Raw genomic sequence first — 21,991 nt, 5'->3', positions numbered from 1 at the left:
TAGCAACCAATGTAGTACCTACAAACGACCTTGAAAGCCCGTCAGGCAAGCCAGATAAGGCTTTGCTGGGGAGCTCTGGTCCCCCCGACAGGAATCGAACCTGTATCTAGCGCTTAGGAGGCGCTTGTTCTATCCATTGAACTACGGGGAGCGGATAGTTTGAGCGGGATGGACTGAACCCTTATAGATCAGGCTCTTGCCCTTGTCCCGTGTGCCTTTCCGGGATTTTCGTCGTCGTGCTCGTGACGCGAAATGACTGGATGTGAAGCATAGTTTAACGCCCTGCCTGCTACAAATCGACCCTGTAGCAGCGTACGTGGATGACGCATTGCTACAGTCCACAGACGGGGTGTTTCATGGCTTCGATCCTCAAGATCGGCGACCGCTGGCGTGCTCAAATCCGCCGGCGGGGACAGAGTATAGCAAAGACGTTTCGAACCAAGGGCGCGGCCGAAGCATGGGCGCGAGAGATCGAGGGCGGTATCGACAAGGGGCAAGCCGCCGTCGACGAGCAGACAATCACGGTCGGCGAGTTGGTGCGTTTGTATCGAAACGCTCGCAACGATTCCGGCCGGCCGGTCGCCGAGAAGTCGAACGAAGACTACATGCTGAAGCGGCTGGAAAGTCACTTTGACGATGAGGTAGCGGCGAAGCTATCGACCAAGCGGCTGGTCAAGTTTGCCCAGGAGCGCAAGAAAGAGGGCGCGGGGCAGTACACGATCGACATGGACATATCCAAGCTCGGGACGGTGTACAAACACATGGCGTCGCTACTGGATCTGCGGTTGCCGCATGCTCCGAGCATCGCGCGGCCGACGCTCGATCACCTGCAGCTCATCGGGCCGGGGAAGCATCGCGACCGGCGGCCGACGCGTGAAGAGATCGTGAAGATCTTCGAGTGATTTGCTGAAGGGTCGGGCATCGCATACAGCTTATCGAGCCATTTGCGTACGCTGTCAGTTTCCTTGGCCTTGGACATGGCAGTGCTTGTCTCGATGCGTCGGGTCAAGTCGCGGACGGCCCCGCGAATTGCCTGAACGCGGGTCGGATAGGTCGCCATGCCCTCGTGATAAGAGCACGGTGAAGCGCCGCCGGCAGTACCAATGGTGTAATCGATCCCGTAGATCCAAACGCCTTCGGCAATCAGCGCGACCCGAATTTCTGCGGGGCTTCGACTGGTGCGTTGTTGCTTCGGCGCGGACACGATGTCCGTCGGTGTATAGACGCCGTGCCGAAGGCGTCGATCGACTCGACGCGTAACAACAGCAAGGCCGCGAAATACGGCCTGCGACCGTTCATGGTCGGAGTCAGCAAGGCGAAAGACCTGATCCTGGACAACCGGCTGAAGCTGGACGGCGACGGGCCGGGGCGGATGCACTGGTACGTCGGCGTGCGGTCCGATTACCTCTCGCAGGTCACGGCGGAAGTGAAGGTGCCCGGGCGCGTCGGCGGCAAGCGGGTCTGGCAGAAGAAGGCTGGCGCACGTAACGAAGCGCTCGACTGCGAAGTGTATGCACTGCACGCGGCGCGTAGTGTGAAAACCCACCTGCTGACCGAACAGCACTGGTTGCTGGAACAGCATCGTATCTCGCAGGTGACGTTGTTCGACGCAGCGCCGGTGATCGAAGCGTTACCGCTCGCACAACCGTTCGAGCAACCCCCGGATCCGCCGAACGAATCGGCCGCCGAGCCGACGGCGGTCGTCATGACGGCACCAAAACCAACCGAAGCCCCGCCTCTGAGCGGGGTTTCGCGCATTCAGGGCCGGCGTGTCGGTCGCTCGACGTACCTGAAACGCCGATAGGAGAAACACATGGCTTACACGATGGCGGACCTGCAACGCATCCAGTTGGCGATCGCGAAGGGCGAGCTGGAGGTCCAGTACGCGGATCGCAAGGTGCGCTACCGGTCGATTGCCGAGCTGCGCGATGCGCAGACCGAGATCATTCGGGCGCTTGACGGCGCGACCGGCCGCTCGCGGCTCATTCGCCCGCGCCATGCCGGCAAGGGGGTGCGATGAGCCGCGCGTATCCGGTTCTCGCGCAGCGCGGCTTTGTCGTGCCGACCCGAATGCATCGGTCGTGCAGAACCTGCCGCTGATGCGTCACCGCGCGCGGGACGCGATCCGGAATGATCCGTGGGCGAAGACCGCGATCGCCCGGTTGGTGTCGAACGCCATTGGCACCGGCATTCAGGCACATCCGCGGCATCCGGACGCGGACGTGCGTCGTGCGCAAAAGCAACTTTGGGACGACAGCTCGAGCGAGCTGGACCCGAACGGCGACCATGATTTGTACGGATTGCAAACGCTCGCAGCGCGGGCATTTTTCAGCGACGGCGAGGTGCTGGTGCGTCGCCGTTTACGCCCTCCGAATGCCGGGCTGGCGGTGCCGATGCAGATCCAACTGTTCGAAGGGGACATGCTGCCGGTCACGAAAAACGAGCCGATTCCAGGCGGCGAGATCATCAACGGTGTCGAGTTCAACGAAGACGGCGAGCGCGTCGCGTATCACCTGCTTCGCCGGCATCCGGGTGAGTACAACCGGTTTGCCGGCGATGCGGTGCAGACCGTGCGCGTGCCGGCCGACGAGATCGCGCACGTGTTCCACGCGCTGCGGCCCGGTCAGGTGCGTGGCGTGCCGGAACTATCGACGGTGCTGCTGCGGCTGCATTCGCTGGACAACTTCGACGACGCGGTGCTGTTCCGGCAGGAGGTGAGCAATCTCTTTGCCGGCTTCATCGTGGAGCCGCAGGCGGAAGTCGGTCCGCTCGGCGATCCGGTCTCAGGTGCGCCGATCGACTTCGACGTCGACGGCTTCTCGCCGGTTGTGTCGCTGGAGCCGGGCGCAATGCAGGAGCTGGCACCCGGCGAGGACGTGCGATTCGCAACGCCGCCCGGCGCAGGTGCCGACTATGCGCCGTTCATGCGTCAACAGCTGATGGCCGCAGCGGCATCGGTCGGCATGCCCTATGAGGTGCTGACGGGCGACCTGCGCGATGTCAGCGACCGCGTTCTGCGCGTGTTGCTCAACGAGTTCCGGCGCTCGATCGAGCAGCTGCAGCAGAACGTGTTCATCCACCAGTTCTGTCGGCGGATCTGGTGCTGGTGGGTCGACGCCTGTGCGGCTCGCGAACACATTCGTCGAGCGGCTCGATTGGGCCGCATGCATCGAGCGATACGACCGGGCACACACGCTGTTCTATCTCGATCCGCCGTATTACGAGACGGAAGGGTATGGCGTCGCGTTTCCGTTTGCCGAGTACGAGAAGATGGCCGCGAAACTGCGTTCGATCAAGGGACGTGCGATCGTAAGCCTGAACGACCATCCCGACATTCGGCGCGTATTCGATGGATTCCATATCGAAACCGTGCCGATTCAGTACACGGTCGGCGGAGGCAAGGGTGTCGAGAGAAACGAGCTGATTATCTTCAGTTGGGGCGACGCGGCGCAGCCGGCTGGGCTCTTCTAATCGCGGGCCATCGTGTCGAAAGACGCGATGGCCAATTGCTCAAAAATTCTAATTGCAAGCGCGTCCGTGCCCCGATCATTGTCGCGTTTACCCGACGTTTGACAATTGTTGACCCGCTCGCCGAGACGCGGCTGCGTGGGTTGCGAGAAGATGCCGCCATCCGATAATCCGTAGGGCGCAGTCGCTCAAGTTGCGAGTAGACCAGAAAAATGAATCAAAATAACTACCGTTTGGTGTACAGCCGTGTACGCGGCATGTTGATTGCCGTCGAAGAGACAGCCAATGCGTCGGGCAACGCGGGTCGTGGCGAGACGCGTGGGGCGGCGGTTGAGCGCGAATCGATTGTGCGATTTGCCCTCCGGAGCATCGCATTGGCATCCCTGATTGCGGTCGGCGCGACGCCGATATGGGCTGATGCGCAAATTGTCGGTGGCGGTGTGCATGCGCCCTCGGTGATCCAGACGCAAAATGGATTGCCACAAGTCAATATTAATAAGCCGGGAAGTTCAGGTGTTTCTTTAAACACCTATAATCAGTTCGACGTGCAGAAACCCGGCGCGATACTCAATAATTCGCCGACGATCGTCAACACGCAACAAGCGGGATATATCAACGGGAACCCGAATTTCGGACCCAACGATTCTGCGCGGATTATTGTTAATCAGGTTAATAGCAATAATCCCTCGGTTCTCAGGGGGTATGTTGAGATAGCGGGCCCCAAAGCCGAGATTATCTTATCGAATTCCGCTGGCCTCCTGGTCGACGGTGGCGGTTTTATTAATACCTCGCGCGCTGTCTTGACAACCGGGGTGCCGTATTACGGTGCTGACGGTTCGGTAGCTGGCTTTAATGTAAATCGCGGCCTCGTCACCGTGTCCGGCGCGGGTTTGAATGCGGCCAATGTCGATCAAGTTGACATTATCGCCCGTGCGGTTCAGGCAAATGCGGCGATTTACGCGAAAAATCTGAACGTAATCGCCGGTCCGAACCAAGTCAATCACGATACGCTCGCCACGACGCCGATTCAGGACGGCAGCCCTGCACCGGCAATCGCAATTGACGTTGGTCAATTGGGCGGAATGTACGCCAATAGGGTGTTTCTTGTCGCTAATCAGAATGGTGTCGGCGTGGCGAACGCCGGCACGATTGCCGCGCAGGCCGGGGATCTGACGCTCCAGTCGAACGGGCAGCTTGTGCTGTCCGGCAAGACGATCGCAAGCGGCAATCTTACGGCGAACGGTAGCGATGTCCAGAATACGGGGACGACCTACGCGCAGCAGAGCGCGAACGTAGCGGCCAGCGGGACGCTGTCTAATAGCGGCACGCTCGCAGCGCAGCAGAATACGACGATCAGCGCCGCAACCGTCAGTTCAACCGGCGCACTCGGCGCAGGTGTGAACAACGACGGTTCCGTGAGCCACAGCGGCGATCTGAGCATTACCGCGTCCGGCCAACTGAACGCGACGGGCCAGAATCTTGCCGGCGGCAACGCGACGCTCACTGGCAGCAGTGTGAACCTTGCAGGCGGCCAGACGGCCGCTAACGGCGGCATGACGCTGAACGCCAATGCCGGCGACCTCAACCTTTCCAGCGCAACGACGAGTGCGCAGGGCGCGCTCAACGCGAGCGCCGCCGGGGCGCTTATCAACGACCACGGCAATCTTTTGAGCCAGAGCAGCGCGACGTTGACGGCAGGCAGCGTTTCGAACCAAGGCGGCACGGTATCGTCCCAGGGGCCGTTGTCGGTGCAGTCGGCCGGACAGATCGCAAATCAAGCCGGCACACTGGTGTCGCAAAGCACGGCGGACGTCCACGGTGGTGCGATCCTGAACCAACAGGGCATCATCCAGAGCGCGGGCCGGATGAGCGTCGGCGGCGCATCCTTGGATAACTCGGCCGGGCGCGTGACGTCCCTCAATGGCGACGGCCTGTCCATCGCAACGAGCGGCCAGCTCACGAACGCTGCGGGTACGACAGCGAACGGCGCACAAGGCGGTGTGATCGGTGGTGACGGCTCTGTCACGATTCAGGCGGGCAGCCTCGCGAACCATGGATCAATCAGCGCGAACACCGATTTGGCTGTCGGTGCGCAATCGGTCGACAACGGCAACGGTTCGCTGGCGGCAGGCCAGAATGCGACGATCGATGCCGGCACAGCGCTCACTAATGCAGCAGGCAGCATTTCCGCAGGTGCGTTGGCAAACGTTCGCGCGGCCAGTCTGGACAACAGTGCAGGGGCAATTCAGGCCAGCCAGTTGTCGCTGACGGCGACCAATCTCAAAAATCAGTCGGGCTCGATCACGCAGACCGGCTCGGGACCGGCAACGATCGCGGTTTCGGGCACGCTGGACAATAGCTCGGGAACCGTTCAAACGAACAGTACCGACCTCAGCCTGACGCCGGCCGCATTGATCAACGACCACGGCAAGATCGCGCATGCCGGCAGCGGCACGTTGACCGTCGGCACGGGTGCTGTCTCGAACCAAGGCGGCATGATCGCGACCAATGGCGCGATGAAGCTGACGGCCGCCGCCGTGTCGAATCAAGCGGGTGTGCTGTCGGCTCAGCGGCAGGCCGCGCTCGATGTGCAGTCGCTCGACAACAGTGCGGGCGGCTATATCGGCGCAGACAGCCTTGTGCTGAAAGCGCAATCGGCGATTAACAATCGCGCCGGCACGGTCGAAGCCAGTAACGGTCTCAGGGTGTCCGGTGACAGCCTGTCGAACGACGGCGGCTCAATTAAGCAACTCGGCTCAGGCGCGTTGTCGGTCACGGCGACGAACGCGTTGACCAATACGGCGAACGGCACGATCGGCGGTAACGGCGACGTCTCGGTCAACGCTGGCAGCGTCGACAATTCCGGCGGCTCGCTGCTCGCATCGCAGTCGTTGTCGGTGCAGTCGAATGGCGCGCTCGCGAACGCGGCGGGCCTGATCCAGTCGAACGGGAATCTGAAAGTCCGCGCGCAAGGTGCGGTGAACAACCATGCGGGTCAAATCGAAGCGAATGGCGTGACGTCGACGCTCGACCTGTCTGGAGCCAGCATCGACAATAGTGACGCGCGCATCGCCAACATCGGCAGCGGGGCAACGACGATCGACGGCGGTGCATCGATTACGAACACGAATGCGTCCGGTACAGCGGGTGCCGGTACGATCGGCGGCAACGGTGACGTCACGCTGACTACGCAGGCTCTCACGAACGCGCAGGGCGCCCAAACGCTCGCCGGCCATGATCTGACACTGAACGTCGGCAGCAGCGCGAACAACAATGCGGGTGTCCTGTCGGCAGGGAACAACCTGAACTTTGTTGGTCCGAACGCTACGCTGTCGAACCAGAATGGCTCGGTTCGCGCAAATGGTGTCCTTTTGGTGCAAGCCGCATCGGTCGACAATACGTCGGGCAAACTCGGCAATGACGCGGGTAGCGGCGGCAGCGTATCGATTCAAACCGGCGCTCTGTCGAACCAGGGTGGTGCGATTGGTAGCGATCAGGATCTGTCGTTGACGAGTGGCACGTTGACCGGTGACGGGTCGATCGTCGCGGGCCGCAACGGTGTAGTGACGCTTGGCAGCGACTATACGCAGACGGCAGCGAACAGGCTGCACGCGAATGGCGACCTGACGTTTTCCACGTCGGGCAAGCTGACGAACCAAGGCGTGATGGACGCCAATGGTGCGCTCACGGTGAATGCTGCGAACGTCGACAACCAGAGCGGCGCGGACCTGAATTCCGCGAACACGACGGTCAACGCCAACGGCGGCACGATCAATAACGCGGGCCGCATTGAAGGCGATGCGGTCACGACCAACAGCGCAGCGCTCAACAATACTGGAACCGTGATCGGTGGCAACGTCACGTCGAACGCGGCCACGATCACCAACACCGGCGCCGCTGCTGTCTTCGCCGCTGCGAACCAGCTGAATCTGTATGCGACGAATCAGTTGTCGAACACCGGCGGCGCAAACCTGTACAGCGTCGGCGATATCAATATCGCGGCGAACGGTCAGCGTGATGCAAATGGTTTCCTCGCGAACCGCACGCAAAACGTGCTGAACGACCAGTCCACGATCGAAGCGCAGGGCAACATTGAACTGGCTGCCGGCACGTTCACCAATACGCGTCCCGCACCGACGGTCACGACCGAAACGACGAGCACGTCTAGCAAGCACGAAACCAAGCGCCAGAAGTACATCGTATGCGCGACGATGAATGCAGATCCGAACGGGGGCTGCTCGCAGGCGATGTGGGTGAATGGCTACAAGACGCCGTTGACTTCAACCTATAGTCCTTCGCAAGTCGTGTCGCAAACGTCCGGGCCGAACGCGACCGACAAGGTGCTCGTCGTGAACGTGAACGGGCAGCAGCAGACGATCTACTACAACACGCTGACGACGAATGCGGACGGGACGGTTACGGTCAATTATTGGGATGCGTATGACCCGCACGTGAACTATGTGCCGGATTCGGAGTATGTGACCCGCAGCGACGGCCATAACGGCTATCAACGAGTCGAGATCTGGCGCGATACGACGACCACTGTCCAGCAGGACAAGGTGACGAGTCAGGCGCAGCAAGCGCAGCTCGTGGCCGGCGGCAGTATCACGATGGCGAACGTCGGAACGATCAACAACAATTACAGCGCGATCACGGCGGGCAAGTCGATTCAGATTGGCAGCACCCAGCAAGGCGGATCCGTCGGTAGTGGCAGCTATGGCGGCACGACGGTGAACAACGTCGGTCGTACGCTGTATCAATACCAGCGCGACGACATTACGTCGATGTACGCGTGGAACGAAGACACGACGCAGGATCGTGGCACGATCGTCGAGCCGTCCATCGTTTATACGCCGGTCGCAATCGGCGGCACCGGCGGTACGATCATCGCGAACCAATCGGTGTCGATCAACGCGCAGAACGTCAATAACCAGAACGTCGCCGCGCAAAACTCGGCCACCGGTGCGACGGGCGGTACGCTCGGTAGCAACGCCGCCAATCAAGGGGTGTCGGGCGGCAACCAGACCAAGGTCGGCACCGCAAGCGGCACGACGACGGTCCCCGCACTGCAGTCGGTCGCGAGCGCCAAGGGTGCATTGTCGATTACGTTGCCGACGAGCGGCATGTATTCGATCAATCCCGCGCCGGGGCAGCCGTATCTGATCGTGACGGATCCACGCCTGACCAGCTACACGAAGTTCATCTCGAGCGACTACATGCTCGGGCAGTTGAACCTGAATCCGGCGAGTATCGAAAAGCGGTTGGGCGACGGGATGTACGAGCAGCAGATGGTGCGCAACCAGATCACGCAGTTGACGGGACGCACCTTCCTGCCGGGCTACGCGAGCGCCGAAGATGAGTATCGCGCGTTGATGACCAACGGCGTGAACTACGCGAAGGAGTTCGGCCTGGTGCCGGGCATGGCACTGACGGCCGCCCAAATGGATGCGCTCACGAGCGATATCGTGTGGCTGGTCGACCAGACCGTGACCCTGCCCGATGGCAGTACGACGCACGTGCTGGCCCCGGTCGTCTACATGGCGCAGACTCACGCGAATGACCTGCAACCGACCGGTGCATTGATCGCCGCGGACGATGTCGAGATCCATACGGCGGGTAGCACGACGAATTCGGGCGTGATCAAGGGCGGCACAAAAACCGTCCTGACGGCGACGGATATCTTGAACCGTGGCGGCACGATTTCGAGCAGCGCCAAGAACGGCACGACCGTCGTGTCGGCGAGCAACGATGTCGTCAACGCGTCGGGCCAGATTTCCGGCAACCGGGTTGCCGTGATGGCCGGCCGCGATATCGTCAACACGACGCTGGTCGATGCCGTAGGCGCAACCGGCGCATCGGGCGCGAGCAAGGTCAATACGAGCTTAATCGGCCAGCAGGGGACGATCTCGGCGACCGGCGATCTGGCCGTACAAGCCGGTCGCGATCTGACGCTTCACGGCGCGAATTTGTCGGCTGGCGGCGATGCGCTGGTGACGGCGGGCCGGAATATCAACGTCGATACGGTTCAGTCGACCACGAACCAGTCGATGTATCTGAACGATCAGCATCATTGGGAAGAGTCGACGACGAAGAACGTGACGAGCGGGATAACCGCTGGCGGCGGCTTGGCGATGCAAAGCGGCAACGATACGACGCTCAAGGGTGCGACGGTTTCGTCCGGCAAGGATCTGTCGGTGATCGCTGGTGGCAACCTGACGGCGACAACCGTCGCGGATACGGCGAAGCTTGATAACGTCGCGGCGGACAGTAATACGCGAAAAGAAACGGATCACAACTACGACGAGCATGCGGTCGGCACGCAATTCACGGCGGGCGGAAACGCGACGCTTGCGGCTGTGAGTGCCGACAAGTCCAAGGGCAACGTGACGTTGACCGGCTCCGCTCTGACGGCGGGTATGACGGACGGCGTCGAGAACGGTTCCGGCGCGGCAAATATCGCTGCGACGGGCAACGTCACGATCAACGAGGCCCGCGAGGAACACGACAAGTACCAGTCGGTGCAAGTCCAACGCGGCAGCTTCGTCAGCAGCACGAAGACCGATGGGATGACCGACACGCACGCTAATGTAGGCGTCGGCAGCACGGTGTCGGGCAACACCGTCAACATTCAGTCGGGGCATGATCTGACTGTTCAGGGCAGCACGGTCGTCGGCACGAACGACGTGAATCTCGCCGCGACGAACAACGTCAACATCACGACCTCGAAGGATGCGGTCTCGCAAGACAGCTACTACCGTGAAACGCATTCGGGTTTGGGAACGAGCGGGCTGACTGTCAGCATCGGCACGCAGTCGCGGAAGGAAACGGATCATGCATCGTCCGTCACGAACAACGCGAGCACGGTCGGGTCGCTCAACGGTAACCTGAATGTCACGGCCGGCGATACGCTGCACGTGACCGGTAGCGATCTGATCGCCGGAAAGAACCTGACCGGCGCGGCATCGAATATCGTGATCGACTCGGCGACGGACACCGCGAACAAAACGCATAGCCAAGAGACGAGCAGCAGCGGCGTCACGCTCGGTTTGTCGGGTAGCGTCGGCGATGCGATCAATGGTGCTTACCAACAGGCGCAAGCCGCCAAGAGCGGCAGCGGCGATAGCCGCGCTACTGCGCTGCACGCGATCGCAGCGGCCGGCAATGCTGCGATGGGCGTCGCCGGCCTGACTGGCGGTGCACTTGCGGGCGGTGGTACGCCGAGCATTGGTGTCCAGGTGAGCGTCGGATCGAGCCATAGCCGCTTGGACACGTCGGAAAACCAGACGACGCAGCGCGGTTCGAACCTCGGCGCAGGTGGTACGACTTCGTTGGTTGCGACGGGCAATGGCACGCCGGGTAGCGGCAACATTACGGTCGCTGGCTCGAACGTGTCCGGCAAAGACGTGCTGCTCGCTGCAAAGAACCAGATCGACCTGCAAAACACGACGAACACCGATTCGACGCGTAGCTCGAATTCGTCGTCGGGCAGCAGCGTTGGTGTGTCGATCGGTACGAACGGCATCGGCGTTTCGGCATCGATGTCGCGCGCGCACGGTGACGGCAACAGCGACGCGGCGATGCAGAACAATTCGCACGTGACTGGTGCGAACAGCGTCACGATGGTGAGCGGAGGCGATACCAACATCATTGGTTCGGACGTGTCGGGTCGCGCGGTCACGGCCGACGTGGGCGGCAACCTGAATATTCGCAGTGTGCAGGATACGACCGTCAGCAGCGCGCATCAAAGCAGCGCCGGAGGCGGCATCAGTGTCAGCACAATGGGCGGCGGCAGTGCGAGTTTCAGCTCACAGCATGGCAGCGCGAACGGCAATTACGCGGGCGTGAACGAACAGGCAGGGATTCAGGCGGGCGACGGTGGATTCAATGTGAACGTCAAGGGCAATACGGACTTGACGGGCGCAGTAATCACCAGCACGGCCGATCCGTCGAAGAACACATTGACGACGGGGACGCTGACGACGAGCGACATCGCGAACCATTCGACCTACAACGCCGACAGCAGCGGCTTTAGTGCCGGCGCAGGCTTTGGCGTGACCGGCAAGGCGATCGGAACTGGATCGGTGAGCGGCTCGGGTGGTGTGACGCCGATGATTTCGCAGTCGGATAGTGGAAGCGAGAACGCGACCACGCGTAGCGGCGTCAGCACGGGCACGATCATCATCGAGAATCAGGCCGGTCAGACGCAGGACTTGGCGAACCTGAATCGCGATACGTCGAACCTGAATGGCACGGTGTCGAAGACGCCGGACGTGCAGAACCTGTTGAATCAGCAGGCGGACCTTATGAACGCCGGACAGGCAGCTGGTCAGGTCGTCGCGCAAGGTATCGGTGCCTATGCCGATACGAAGCAAAAGGAAGCCCAACGCGAAGCCGATGCAGCCAAGGCTGCTGGTGACGCGACATCACAGGCCGCGTATCAGGCTGAAGCCGATTCGTGGGCGGAAGGGGGCTCAAACCGCGTGCTGTTACATACGGCAGGGGGAGCCGCGCTTGCAGGGTTGGGCGGTGGTAACGTGTTTGCAGGGGCCGCAGGAGCTGCACTGTCGGCAACGGTGGCGGGGAAGTTGAATAGCCTTGCTGATGCAGTCGGCAACAGTACAGGTTCGCTACTGGCAGGCAACGTTTTGTCGAACGTCCTTGCAGGAGCCGGCGGCGCACTTATTGGCGGTACATCGGGTGCGTTTACAGCATCGAATGCCGACTTGTATAACCGTAGCCAATGCAATGTCAACGGAACTTGCAGCACGGGAAGCGAACTCCTTGACACAATCAAGCAGGCGAAGGATAGCTTTGTCAATTGGGCTAAGGAAACGTACGGGCACCCGGTTGACGATATTACTCGCTGGGGCGGGCAGCTCCTTGGAATGGCGCAGGCTGACACTAAGGCAACAATGTCGCAGCCCGCGTCGACTCAAATAGCGAGAGGCACGGCGAACGGCCTCAATGGGGTCATTGGAGCGAAAGGTGGCGAACCGCCTGCCGCAAATCCTGGAGTCGTACTTGTCGATTCGACTGCGGGTCAAGTTGGCAGTATTGCGCAGGGGGCTTCTCGCGGCGCACCGCCTAACGCCATGCTCTCTACAGGTAACAATCAAGATTCGTCCGGATCAAACGGCGGTGACACGTCGACGAACATCACGGGTAGTTCGCAAGCCCTTTACGATAAGCTGCCGGCACGACTTCAAAACAAGACTGTAGCTACAGACGGAACGACGAACACGATTAGTGGATACGGTGCAAATCTTCCAGACGGTTATACTTACGTAGACCCAAGCAGTGTTGCTGACCGCGCGGCTGAAATCGGTCACACACTTCGTCCTGCCGGGGCGATGGATCAAGGCGTGGCAGGCCAATACAGTGCTTCGCACGCTGAAAAGCAATCGATTGTAAACAATCCTGATGCAGCCCAAGTGGATGTGTCCCGTGCGATGTGTACTGATTGTCAGGCGTTTTACCAAGCCGAAGCCGCAAAGCAAGGCCGGCCGCTGATCGTCTCTGATCCCAGCGTAACTCGTACATTCATGCCAGATGGGCGAATCATTTCGACGCCACGGAAGTGAAGAATATGACAATGCCACCGCGTTTGACCCAAGAGCTTGAACTTGCGCTTCGATGCATTACGCAAGACGGTGAGCTTCCGGCCAGCAGCCGAAAAACCATTCTCCTTGTGATTGAGGAGCTGTCATCCAAGGAGTCGCACGACGCAGGGTACTTGCGACGCGCACGACTCGCGCATATTTGCGCAAGTAAGGTTTTGCACGTAATTAGGCCCTATGAAGACGTGCTGCAGAGCGCGCAGCAGAATTTAGAAAAAGGGGTGGCAGCGCTTCTGGGTAAGTATGACCTGAAGATTTTGAGAGCAGAAAATGGTGAATTCCATACAAAAGTGATAGACCTGCTTGAGAATGGAGAGGCGGCATTTTGCTCCGTTTATGCTGGCATGGCATCATTTGCTGCTATCAATACAATCCTTTTTGATACCAATTTCGATATTGTTGGCGAAAGCGAAAAGCAGGTGCCGCCAGATGATTGGGATGCGAGTTTTTATGCGGCGTTGGCCACGTCGGGAAGTGCAGTTTGGGAGAATAAGGGTGGTATTGACGCTCGGCGGATGTATTGGGGGTGGTATTTAAATGTGGCTATCCCTTACGCATGGGATGTTATTCGCCCGCTGATGACGACGGATGTCTGACCGATTTTCATATTTCCAAGCGTTCCTTGAGGTGGGATTAATAGAAATGCAAAATAAACACCTCGTTAAGGCAATTATTGATGTGGCTGTATTTTTGGAGTTCTCTGGCGAAGGAGTTCTTGATCCGGATGCATCAATTGAAGCAATGGAGCAATTGGTTGAGGAGTTGCGGTGCATGCCTGAGCACGATAAAAATGAGGTTGCTGAATGTATTCGTGGTTGGGCTAATGACTACGCCGAGCGGGCGGACTTTGTAAATGATCTGCCCGAAAATTTAGGGTTGGAATAAATGGGGCATGGTACGACATTTGACCGGCAATGAAAATGTACGCGCGTTGGCTGTCTCTGGGTGACTTGTCATGATTTTGCGATCGAATTTCAACAAATCATTAAATCATCAAAATTTTGTTGCATCAGCGAATGGTGATTGCCAGTCGACTGTTGGATCTTTGTTTTCATATTTCCAAAACGAGATTCGCCTTGGGAAGAGATTCAATGCCGGTGAGACCGTTCAATTCGGATGGATGATTTTAATGTTGAAGAGCGACGATTGCGGCGATTTGGAGTTGTGGGAGCCGGATTTTGGTGCTATGCCGATAAATTGGGAATTTTCCATAAATAAAACTCTTAGGGATTTGTATTTGCAGAGGGAGTTGTGCGCACAGGCAGGTGCTGAGCCCGATTTCCCGTCGCTCTTGCAGAGGAGCATCGTCTCTCCCGCCTTCTTATTGGCAAAGGAGTTCGTTATGAATCGCGAGTCGCAGCAGGACGGTGATTCCGGATGGTTCTTCTTGGAAAGTGGTGGGCAAGGTAATGAAGGGAAATTTTGTTCGCTATTTGAGGTTGCAATAAATGTCCCATGGGTTGTGCCATTTCTAGCCCTGCCGCCCGGGGTAAGTGTTGCGTGTAATTATAATGCGATTGAACTTGGGATAGGTGATCGGGTTGTTTCGTCGAGTGATAACGAATTTCTGAAAAAACTTTTGGGTGGGTGGCGATCTGGGGAATATAAGACATTTCATTGATTGATATTTAATATTGATTTATTAAAGACTGATGGCCGCGTAGATGCGGATCAGAAAGTAATCCTAAAATGAAAAATACAATACGGCTGGCGGCATTGCCATTCCATGTCTTGGTGTCGTTATCAGTGCAAGCGCAGCAGACCCCGACGCCTGCCGACCAAGCCGCCGCCGCACGCGCAAACGCGGAACAGGACCGGCAGGCACAACAGCAACGCGACGCACAGCAGCGCGACGCTGCGTTGCGTGCCCCTTCAGTGCGGTCGGAAGTGCCGCACGCCGAAACCTACCCGCCATTGCCGAGCGAACAGCCGTGTTTCCGTGTTGACCGTTTCGCGCTCGACGTGCCGGATTCGCTCCCCGATGCCGCAAGGTCGGCCGGTGCATCCGCGCTGCCGATGGATCGCTTCGCCTTCGCGCGCGAATGGCTCGCCCACTATGCGGGCCAGTGTGTTGGCAAGCAAGGTCTCGATACGATCGTTAAGGGGCTGTCTCGGGAAATCTTGGCACGCGGCTACATCACGACGCGCGTATTGCTGCCGGAGCAAGACTTGACGACGGGAACGTTGAAGCTTGCGTTGGTGCCGGGCACGATTCGGCACGTGCGTTTCGCTGACGAGAAATTGCGCGGCACTTGGAAGACCGCATTTCCAACCGGCGATGGCGAAGTGCTGAACCTGCGCGATCTGGAGCAGGGTCTGGAGCAAATGAAACGCGTCACCAGTCAGGACGTATCGATGCAAATCGTTCCGGCAGACCAACCGGGCGAAAGCGATGTGGTCCTGGACGTGAAGCGCGGCAAGCCGTGGACTATTGTTGCATCTATCGATAATTCGGGTACGCGTGCGACAGGCAAACTGCAGGGCAATCTGTCGATCGGCATCGATAACCCGTTGGGCTTGAACGACGTGTTTAACGTCGGCGTCAGTCAAGACCTCGAATTCGGTGACAAGCGCCTTGGGTCGCACGGATGGAATGGCTTCTATTCGATTCCGTGGGGCTACTGGACGGCGACGCTGGCCGCATACACGAACACGTACTATCAGCAGATTGCCGGCGTGAATCAGACGTTCGTCGCGAGCGGCAATTCGAAGACGATCGATTTCAAGCTGGCTCGCGTGTTGGCGCGTAGTCAGAACGATGTACTCGGTGCATACGTCCGTCTGTCGCGCCGCTTCGGCGAAAGCTTTATCGAAGACACGGAAATCACGCAGCAGCGGCGCAACAACACGGTGCTCGAATTCGGCCTGACCGATCGTCACTACTTCGACGGTGCCCAGTTTGACGGTACGTTAGCCTATCGTCAGGGCGTCGGCGGATTGGGTGCGCGGGACGACATACTCGCGGCAGGCGGCGGCCCGACCTACCGTTATCGAATGGCGGTGCTCGATGCGAATCTATCGGTGCCGTTCGCGGTCGCAAAGCAACCTTTCCGCTACGTAACAAGCGTTCACGGTCAATACACGGGGAACACGCTGTACTACATCGATGACCTGACCATCGGCAGCCGATACACGGTGCGCGGCTTCGATGGTGAGACGATGTTGGCGGCTGCGCGCGGCCTGTATTGGCGTAACGAACTGCAGATGCCTATCGGTCAAACAGGGCAAGCGATTTACGCGGGACTGGATTATGGCCGGGTATGGGGGCCACAACCGGTCGCGCTTGTTGGTACGCAATTGGCCGGCGCGGTGATCGGCGTCAAGGGCAGTATTGGCACGCGCTATGGCGCATACGGATACGATTTATTCGCCGGTACGCCAGTGTACAAACCGTCCGGGTTCCCGACGGCCCGTGTGACGGTCGGGTTTCAGTTGACCGGACAGTTTTAGGCAAGAGACGGCGAGTTTGCGCGGATTTGGTCGTTTCGCAAAGCCCGCTACGAGCGGGTTTTTTCGCGTGCTAAAAATTTGCTACAGCAAAAGGTGGAAGTCTTGCGGGACAAGCCTTGCGCTTATCATTCCATCCCCTGAACTACGGGGAGAGCCATGTTCGCAGTTTCGCGTACAGAAGACGCGAACGGGACGGCGATGTGGACAGCGCGCAGAGCATAGCAAACGCGCGGCGCCTCGGCGGACGGAATGCGTGCCGATGCGCGCCGCGCGCGCTCGATCGTGTCCGGAAGCCCGAATCAGAAATCGACGACGACGAAATCTTCCTTGCCCACGTCGCACAGCGGGCAGCGCCAGTCGGCGGGAATGTCGGCGAAACGGGTGCCGGCGGGGATACCCTCGTCGGGCAGGCCTTCCGCTTCGTTGTAGACCCACCCGCAAATCAGGCAGACCCAGCTCTGGTATTCGGTTACTTCGCTCATGTGGTGCTCGGAATGATGAAGATCTGTGATGCCGCACGCCGTGTGTCCGGCGGACGAAAGGCGCAATGGTACCGGAATTTCGCCGAACGCCTCCGCAACGTCGTTTTAAACGTGCGCATCGCGAACAATTTCCATCATCGCGCGGGCCGGGCACGCAGTGTATGCTTCGTGAGCCTTTCAATCTGAAGGAGAAAACGATGCTCAACAAGAAGTGGATCGCAGGTGCGGTATGTGTCGCGGCATTGGCCGTGTCGACGCTCGCGCGTGCCGAGGCGCGCGTGTTCTTCGTCGAGCCGAAGGATGGCGCGACGGTGTCGAGCCCCGTGCACGTGAAGTTCGGCCTCGAAGGCATGGGGCTCAAGCCGGCCGGCGACATGACGCCGGACACGGGCCACCATCACCTGCTGATCGACGGCCAGCCGGTGCCGAAGGGCGACGTGATCCCCGCGACAGACCATTCGCTGCACTTCGGCAAGGGCCAGACCGAAACCGATGTGAAGCTGCCGCCCGGCCAGCACACGCTGACGCTGCAGCTCGGCGACGGCGCGCACCGCTCGTACGGTCCCGAGCTGAGCTCGACGATCTCGGTCAACGTAAAGTAATCGCATCTTCCGCATGCGGGCACCCGGCCGGGAAGGTGCGGCCGGATGCCCGCCACGGCACGAAATGAACCGCGCACCGGCCTAGTCCGTCCGGCCATCCCGGCGCAGGCGCCCGCCACCGGTACAATGGGCGCTTCCGATTTCTCTCTTCGCCGCCTCCCCATGTCGCTTTATTCCATTACCGGCGCGCAACTCGCGTTCGGTCACGTCGCGTTGCTCGATCACGCGGATTTCTCGCTGGAGGCCGGCGAGCGCGTCGGCCTGATCGGTCGCAACGGCGCGGGCAAGTCGTCGCTGCTGAAGATCGTCGCCGGGCTGGCGAAGCCCGACGACGGGCTGATTACGCGCCAGCAGGAGCTTGTGACCGTCTACGTGCCGCAGGAGCCGGAATTCGAACCGGGCGCGACCGTGTTCGAGGCCGTCGCATCGGGGCTCACGCACACGCGCGAAGTGCTCGAAGAATACGATTCGATCGCGCACCGCCTTGCGGAGACGCCCGAAGGCGCCGAGCACGACGCGTTGCTCGCGCGGATGAACGCGCTGCAGTCGTCACTCGATGCGCACGATGCGTGGAATTGGCGTACGCGCGTATCGATGACGCTCGCGCAGATCGGCCTGACGGACGGCGATGCGCAGGTCGACGCGCTGTCGGGCGGGATGCAGAAGCGTGTCGCGCTGGCGCGCGCGCTCGTGGTGCAGCCCGACGTGCTGCTGCTCGACGAACCGACCAACCACCTCGACTTCGACGGCATCCGCTGGCTGGAAGAACTGCTCGTCGCGCAGCGCGCGGGCCTGCTGTTCATCACCCACGATCGCGCGTTCCTCGACCGCGTCGCGACGCGCATCGTCGAGCTCGATCGCGGCCGGCTGCTGTCGTATCCGGGCAATTTCTCCGCGTACCAGACGCGCAAGGCGCAGCAGCTCGAAGTCGAGCGCGTGGAAAACGAGAAGTTCGACAAGCTGCTCGCGCAGGAAGAAGTTTGGATCCGCAAGGGCGTCGAGGCGCGCCGCACGCGCAGCGTCGGCCGCATCGCGCGGCTCGAGCAGATGCGCAACGAGCGCGCGGAGCGCCGCAATTCGCAGGGCAACGTGAAGCTCGACGTCGCGCAGGGCGAGAAGTCGGGCAAGATCGTCGCGGAGCTGACGGACGTGACGAAGCGCTACGGCGGCCGCGCGGTCGTCGAGCGCTTCTCGACGACGGTCATGCGCGGCGACAAGATCGGCTTCGTCGGCCCGAACGGCGCGGGCAAGACCACGCTGCTCAAGCTGATCCTCGGCGAGCTGAAGCCCGACGAAGGCACGGTGCGCACCGGCACGAACCTGCAGGTCGCGTACTTCGACCAGATGCGCGCGCAGCTCGACCAGGAAAAGAGCCTGGCCGACACGATCAGCCCCGGAAGCGAATGGGTCGAGATCGGCGGCGTGCGCAAGCACGTGATGAGCTATCTCGGCGACTTCCTGTTCGCGCCTGAGCGCGCACGCTCGCCGGTGAAGTCGCTGTCGGGCGGCGAGCGCAACCGGCTGCTGCTCGCGCGCCTGTTTGCGCGTCCGGCCAACGTGCTGGTGCTCGACGAACCGACCAACGACCTCGACATCCCGACGCTCGAACTGCTCGAAGAGCTGCTGGCCGACTACGACGGCACGGTGCTGCTCGTCAGCCACGATCGCGCGTTCCTCGACAACGTCGTGACGTCGGTGATCGCGGCCGAGGGCGACGGCAAGTGGCGCGAATACGTCGGCGGCTTCACCGACTGGCAGATCCAGAGCGAGCGTTCGCAGCAGCTCGCGCAGCAGGAGGCGGCGAAGCGCGCGGTGAAGGAAGCGGCGCCGGTCAAGGAAGACGCGGCGAAAAGCGCGGCCGGCCGCAACGCACAGCGCACGGTGAAGCTGTCGTTCAACGAGCAGCGCGAACTCGATGGGCTGCCGGAGAAGATCGCGGCGCTCGAGGAAGAACAGAAGACGATCAATGCGCAGCTCGAGGATGGTTCGATCTTCGCGAAGGATCCGCAGGAAGGCACGCGCCTGACCGAACGGTTCGCGGCGATCGATGACGAGCTCCTCGCCGCGCTCGAGCGGTGGGAGACGCTCGAGGCAAAGCGCAAGCCGGTCTGACGCCCCGTGCGCCGTGTGAGTGATCTTGCTACGGCGCGCCACGCGGAACCAGTAAAATACCGCGCGTCCCGGGCAGCGCAGCGAATGCCGCGCGCCCGCTTTCGGAGCAGTCCAAGCACACCGTTGTTTCGATTCGCTTTTTTACGGAACTCAACGTTTTGTCCACGACGTTGTCCACACGAAGTGTGGACAACGTCCCGATGAATGACGAAATTCAGCGCCTATGTCAACGAAGAAGCCCAGCGCGGCCTATAGCGAAGCATCGATCAAGGTGCTCAAGGGCCTTGAGCCGGTCAAGCAGCGGCCCGGCATGTACACCCGTACCGAAAATCCGCTGCACATCATTCAGGAAGTCATCGACAATGCCTCCGACGAGGCGCTCGGCGGCTACGGCAAGCAGATCACGGTCACGCTGCATACCGACCAGTCGGTGTCGGTCGAGGACGACGGCCGCGGCATCCCGTTCGGGATGCACCCCGAAGAGGGTGTGCCGGTCGTCGAGATCGTATTTACGCGCCTGCACGCGGGCGGCAAGTTCGACAAGGCTGCAGGCGGCGCGTACACGTTCTCGGGTGGCCTGCACGGCGTCGGCGTGTCGGTGACGAACGCACTCGCGACGCGTCTCGACGTGACGGTCTGGCGCGACGGCAAGATCGCCGAGCTCGGCTTCGCGGAAGGCGACGTCGTGAAGCCGCTCGCGACGCAAGGCGCGGGCCGCGGTGAGAAGAAGTCCGGCACTCGCGTGCGGGTCTGGCCGAATCCGAAGTACTTCGATTCGCCGAACCTGCCGCTTGGCGAGCTGCAGCGTCTGCTGCGCTCGAAGGCCGTGCTGCTGCCGGGCGTCGAGGTGGTGCTCGTCAACGAGAAGACCGGCGAACGCCAGGCGTGGAAGTACGAGGACGGCCTGCGCGGCTACCTGCTCGACGAGATGAACGGCAGCGAGCTGCTGATCCCGCTGTTCGAGGGCGAGCGCTTCGCCGATGCGCGTGCGACCGACGAGACCTTCGCCGAAGGGGAAGGCGCGTCGTGGGTCGTCGCATGGAGCGAGGAAGGATCGCTCGTGCGCGAGTCGTACGTGAACCTGATCCCGACGCCGGCCGGCGGCACGCACGAGTCGGGCTTGCGTGACGGTCTCTACCAGGCGGTCAAGAGCTTCGTCGAACTGCACAACCTGCAGCCGAAGGGCGTGAAGCTGCTCGCGGAAGACGTGTTCGCGCGCGTGTCGTTCGTGCTGTCCGCGAAGGTGCTCGATCCGCAGTTCCAGGGGCAGATCAAGGAACGCCTGAACAGCCGCGACGCGGTGAAGCTCGTGTCGTCGTTCTCGCGTCCGGCGCTCGAACTGTGGCTGAACCAGCACGTCGAGCACGGCAAGAAGCTCGCCGAACTGGTGATCAAGCAGGCGCAGGCGCGCACACGTGCGGGCCAGAAGGTCGAGAAGCGCAAGAGTTCGGGCGTCGCGGTGCTGCCGGGCAAGCTGACTGATTGCGAGACGGAAGATATCGCGCGCAACGAGTTGTTTCTCGTCGAGGGCGACTCGGCGGGCGGTTCCGCAAAGATGGGCCGCGACAAGGAATACCAGGCGATCCTGCCGCTGCGCGGCAAAGTGCTGAACACGTGGGAAACCGAGCGTGATCGCCTGTTCGCGAACAACGAGGTTCACGACATCTCGGTCGCGATCGGCGTCGATCCGCACAGCCCCGACGACACCGTCGACCTGTCGAATCTGCGCTACGGCAAGATCTGCATCCTGTCGGACGCGGACGTCGACGGCTCGCACATCCAGGTGCTGCTGCTCACGCTGTTCTTCAAGCATTTCCCGCAACTGATCGAGCGCGGTCACGTGCATGTCGCGCGGCCGCCGCTGTTCCGCGTCGATGCGCCCGCGCGCGGCAAGAAGCCCGCGCAGAAGCTCTATGCGCTCGACGAAGGCGAACTCGAGGCGACCCTCGACAAGCTGCGCAAGGACGGCGTGCGCGAAACGCAGTGGAGCATCAGCCGCTTCAAGGGTCTCGGCGAAATGAGCGCGGAGCAGTTGTGGGACACGACGATGAACCCCGACACGCGCCGCCTGATGCCGGTGAAGCTCGGCGAACTCGACTACGAGGCGACCGTCGCGCGGATGACCATGCTGATGGGCAAGGGCGAGGCAGCCGCGCGACGCGGCTGGCTCGAGGAAAAGGGCAACGACGTCGAAGCGGACATCTAAACCCGCGCGGCCGGGCATGACGCCCGGCCCGGCCTCACGCCACTTACGAATACG

The 21,991-nt window shown here is 60.8% G+C and carries 11 protein-coding genes, 1 tRNA gene and 3 pseudogenes; 13 read left to right on the top strand and 2 right to left on the bottom strand.

All coding sequences use genetic code 11. From position 1 onward, the window contains the following. Nucleotides 1–76 precede the first annotated feature (76 nt). Nucleotides 77–151, bottom strand: a tRNA-Arg gene (locus BTE28158_RS18155). A gap of 205 nt (nucleotides 152–356) precedes the next feature. Here BTE28158_RS18155 and BTE28158_RS18150 point away from each other — a divergent pair. The 10 genes and pseudogenes from BTE28158_RS18150 to BTE28158_RS18105 form a co-directional block, all read left to right on the top strand. Beyond that, nucleotides 357–899: pseudogene (locus BTE28158_RS18150) on the top strand (site-specific integrase); the annotation flags it as partial. A 329-nt stretch (nucleotides 900–1,228) separates the two neighbouring features. After that, nucleotides 1,229–1,804: a terminase gpA endonuclease subunit gene (locus BTE28158_RS18145; RefSeq protein WP_311767592.1), complete on the top strand. Its 576-nt coding sequence runs from the start codon at nucleotides 1,229–1,231 to the stop codon at nucleotides 1,802–1,804. 9 nt (nucleotides 1,805–1,813) lie between these two features. After that, complete coding sequence (locus BTE28158_RS18140; RefSeq protein WP_151048721.1) at nucleotides 1,814–2,020, top strand: phage head-tail joining protein; 207 nt, start codon at nucleotides 1,814–1,816, stop codon at nucleotides 2,018–2,020. Further along, nucleotides 2,017–3,125: pseudogene (locus tag BTE28158_RS18135) on the top strand (phage portal protein); the annotation flags it as partial. The gene BTE28158_RS18140 and the pseudogene BTE28158_RS18135, both read left to right, overlap by 4 nt. Next, nucleotides 3,121–3,471, top strand: a pseudogene (locus BTE28158_RS18130) (DNA adenine methylase); the annotation flags it as partial. The pseudogenes BTE28158_RS18135 and BTE28158_RS18130, both read left to right, overlap by 5 nt. Before the next feature lie 209 nt (nucleotides 3,472–3,680). Beyond that, nucleotides 3,681–13,049, top strand: a complete 9,369-nt coding sequence (locus tag BTE28158_RS18125) for a hemagglutinin repeat-containing protein (RefSeq protein ID WP_151048720.1) — start codon at nucleotides 3,681–3,683, stop codon at nucleotides 13,047–13,049. Between the two features lie 5 nt (nucleotides 13,050–13,054). Further along, entirely contained in the window at nucleotides 13,055–13,681 is a 627-nt protein-coding gene (locus BTE28158_RS18120; protein ID WP_203249539.1) for an Imm5 family immunity protein, read from the top strand. Nucleotides 13,682–13,727: 46 nt separating this feature from the next. Continuing rightward, nucleotides 13,728–13,970 carry a hypothetical protein gene (locus BTE28158_RS18115; RefSeq protein ID WP_151048718.1) on the top strand — a complete coding sequence of 81 codons (243 nt, stop codon included), beginning with the start codon at nucleotides 13,728–13,730 and terminating at the stop codon, nucleotides 13,968–13,970. 70 nt (nucleotides 13,971–14,040) lie between these two features. Then, on the top strand, nucleotides 14,041–14,706 hold the full coding sequence (locus tag BTE28158_RS18110) for an immunity protein Imm33 domain-containing protein (protein ID WP_151048717.1): 666 nt from the start codon (nucleotides 14,041–14,043) through the stop codon (nucleotides 14,704–14,706). Nucleotides 14,707–14,774: 68 nt separating this feature from the next. Continuing rightward, nucleotides 14,775–16,535: a ShlB/FhaC/HecB family hemolysin secretion/activation protein gene (locus BTE28158_RS18105; RefSeq protein WP_151048716.1), complete on the top strand. Its 1,761-nt coding sequence runs from the start codon at nucleotides 14,775–14,777 to the stop codon at nucleotides 16,533–16,535. 299 nt (nucleotides 16,536–16,834) lie between these two features. Here the strand turns inward: BTE28158_RS18105 and BTE28158_RS18100 are convergent, their stop codons facing one another. Next, nucleotides 16,835–17,017 (bottom strand): rubredoxin, encoded by a 183-nt coding sequence (locus BTE28158_RS18100; RefSeq protein ID WP_006478164.1) that lies wholly within the window; start codon nucleotides 17,015–17,017, stop codon nucleotides 16,835–16,837. Nucleotides 17,018–17,214: 197 nt separating this feature from the next. Between BTE28158_RS18100 and BTE28158_RS18095 the strand changes: the two genes are divergently transcribed. The 3 genes from BTE28158_RS18095 (at nucleotide 17,215) to BTE28158_RS18085 (ending at nucleotide 21,937) form a co-directional block, all read left to right on the top strand. After that, a complete protein-coding gene (locus BTE28158_RS18095) occupies nucleotides 17,215–17,619 on the top strand; it encodes a DUF4399 domain-containing protein (protein ID WP_059600451.1) in 405 nt (134 codons plus the stop codon). Nucleotides 17,620–17,781: 162 nt separating this feature from the next. Next, a complete protein-coding gene (locus BTE28158_RS18090) occupies nucleotides 17,782–19,731 on the top strand; it encodes an ATP-binding cassette domain-containing protein (RefSeq protein WP_059600343.1) in 1,950 nt (649 codons plus the stop codon). 223 nt (nucleotides 19,732–19,954) lie between these two features. Next, a complete protein-coding gene (locus tag BTE28158_RS18085; protein WP_151048714.1) occupies nucleotides 19,955–21,937 on the top strand; it encodes a DNA topoisomerase IV subunit B in 1,983 nt (660 codons plus the stop codon). Nucleotides 21,938–21,991: the final 54 nt, after the last annotated feature.

Source organism: Burkholderia diffusa (genome assembly GCF_902499115.1).
Classification (GTDB): domain Bacteria; phylum Pseudomonadota; class Gammaproteobacteria; order Burkholderiales; family Burkholderiaceae; genus Burkholderia; species Burkholderia diffusa.
This window is presented reverse-complemented; position numbering and strand designations above follow the sequence as displayed.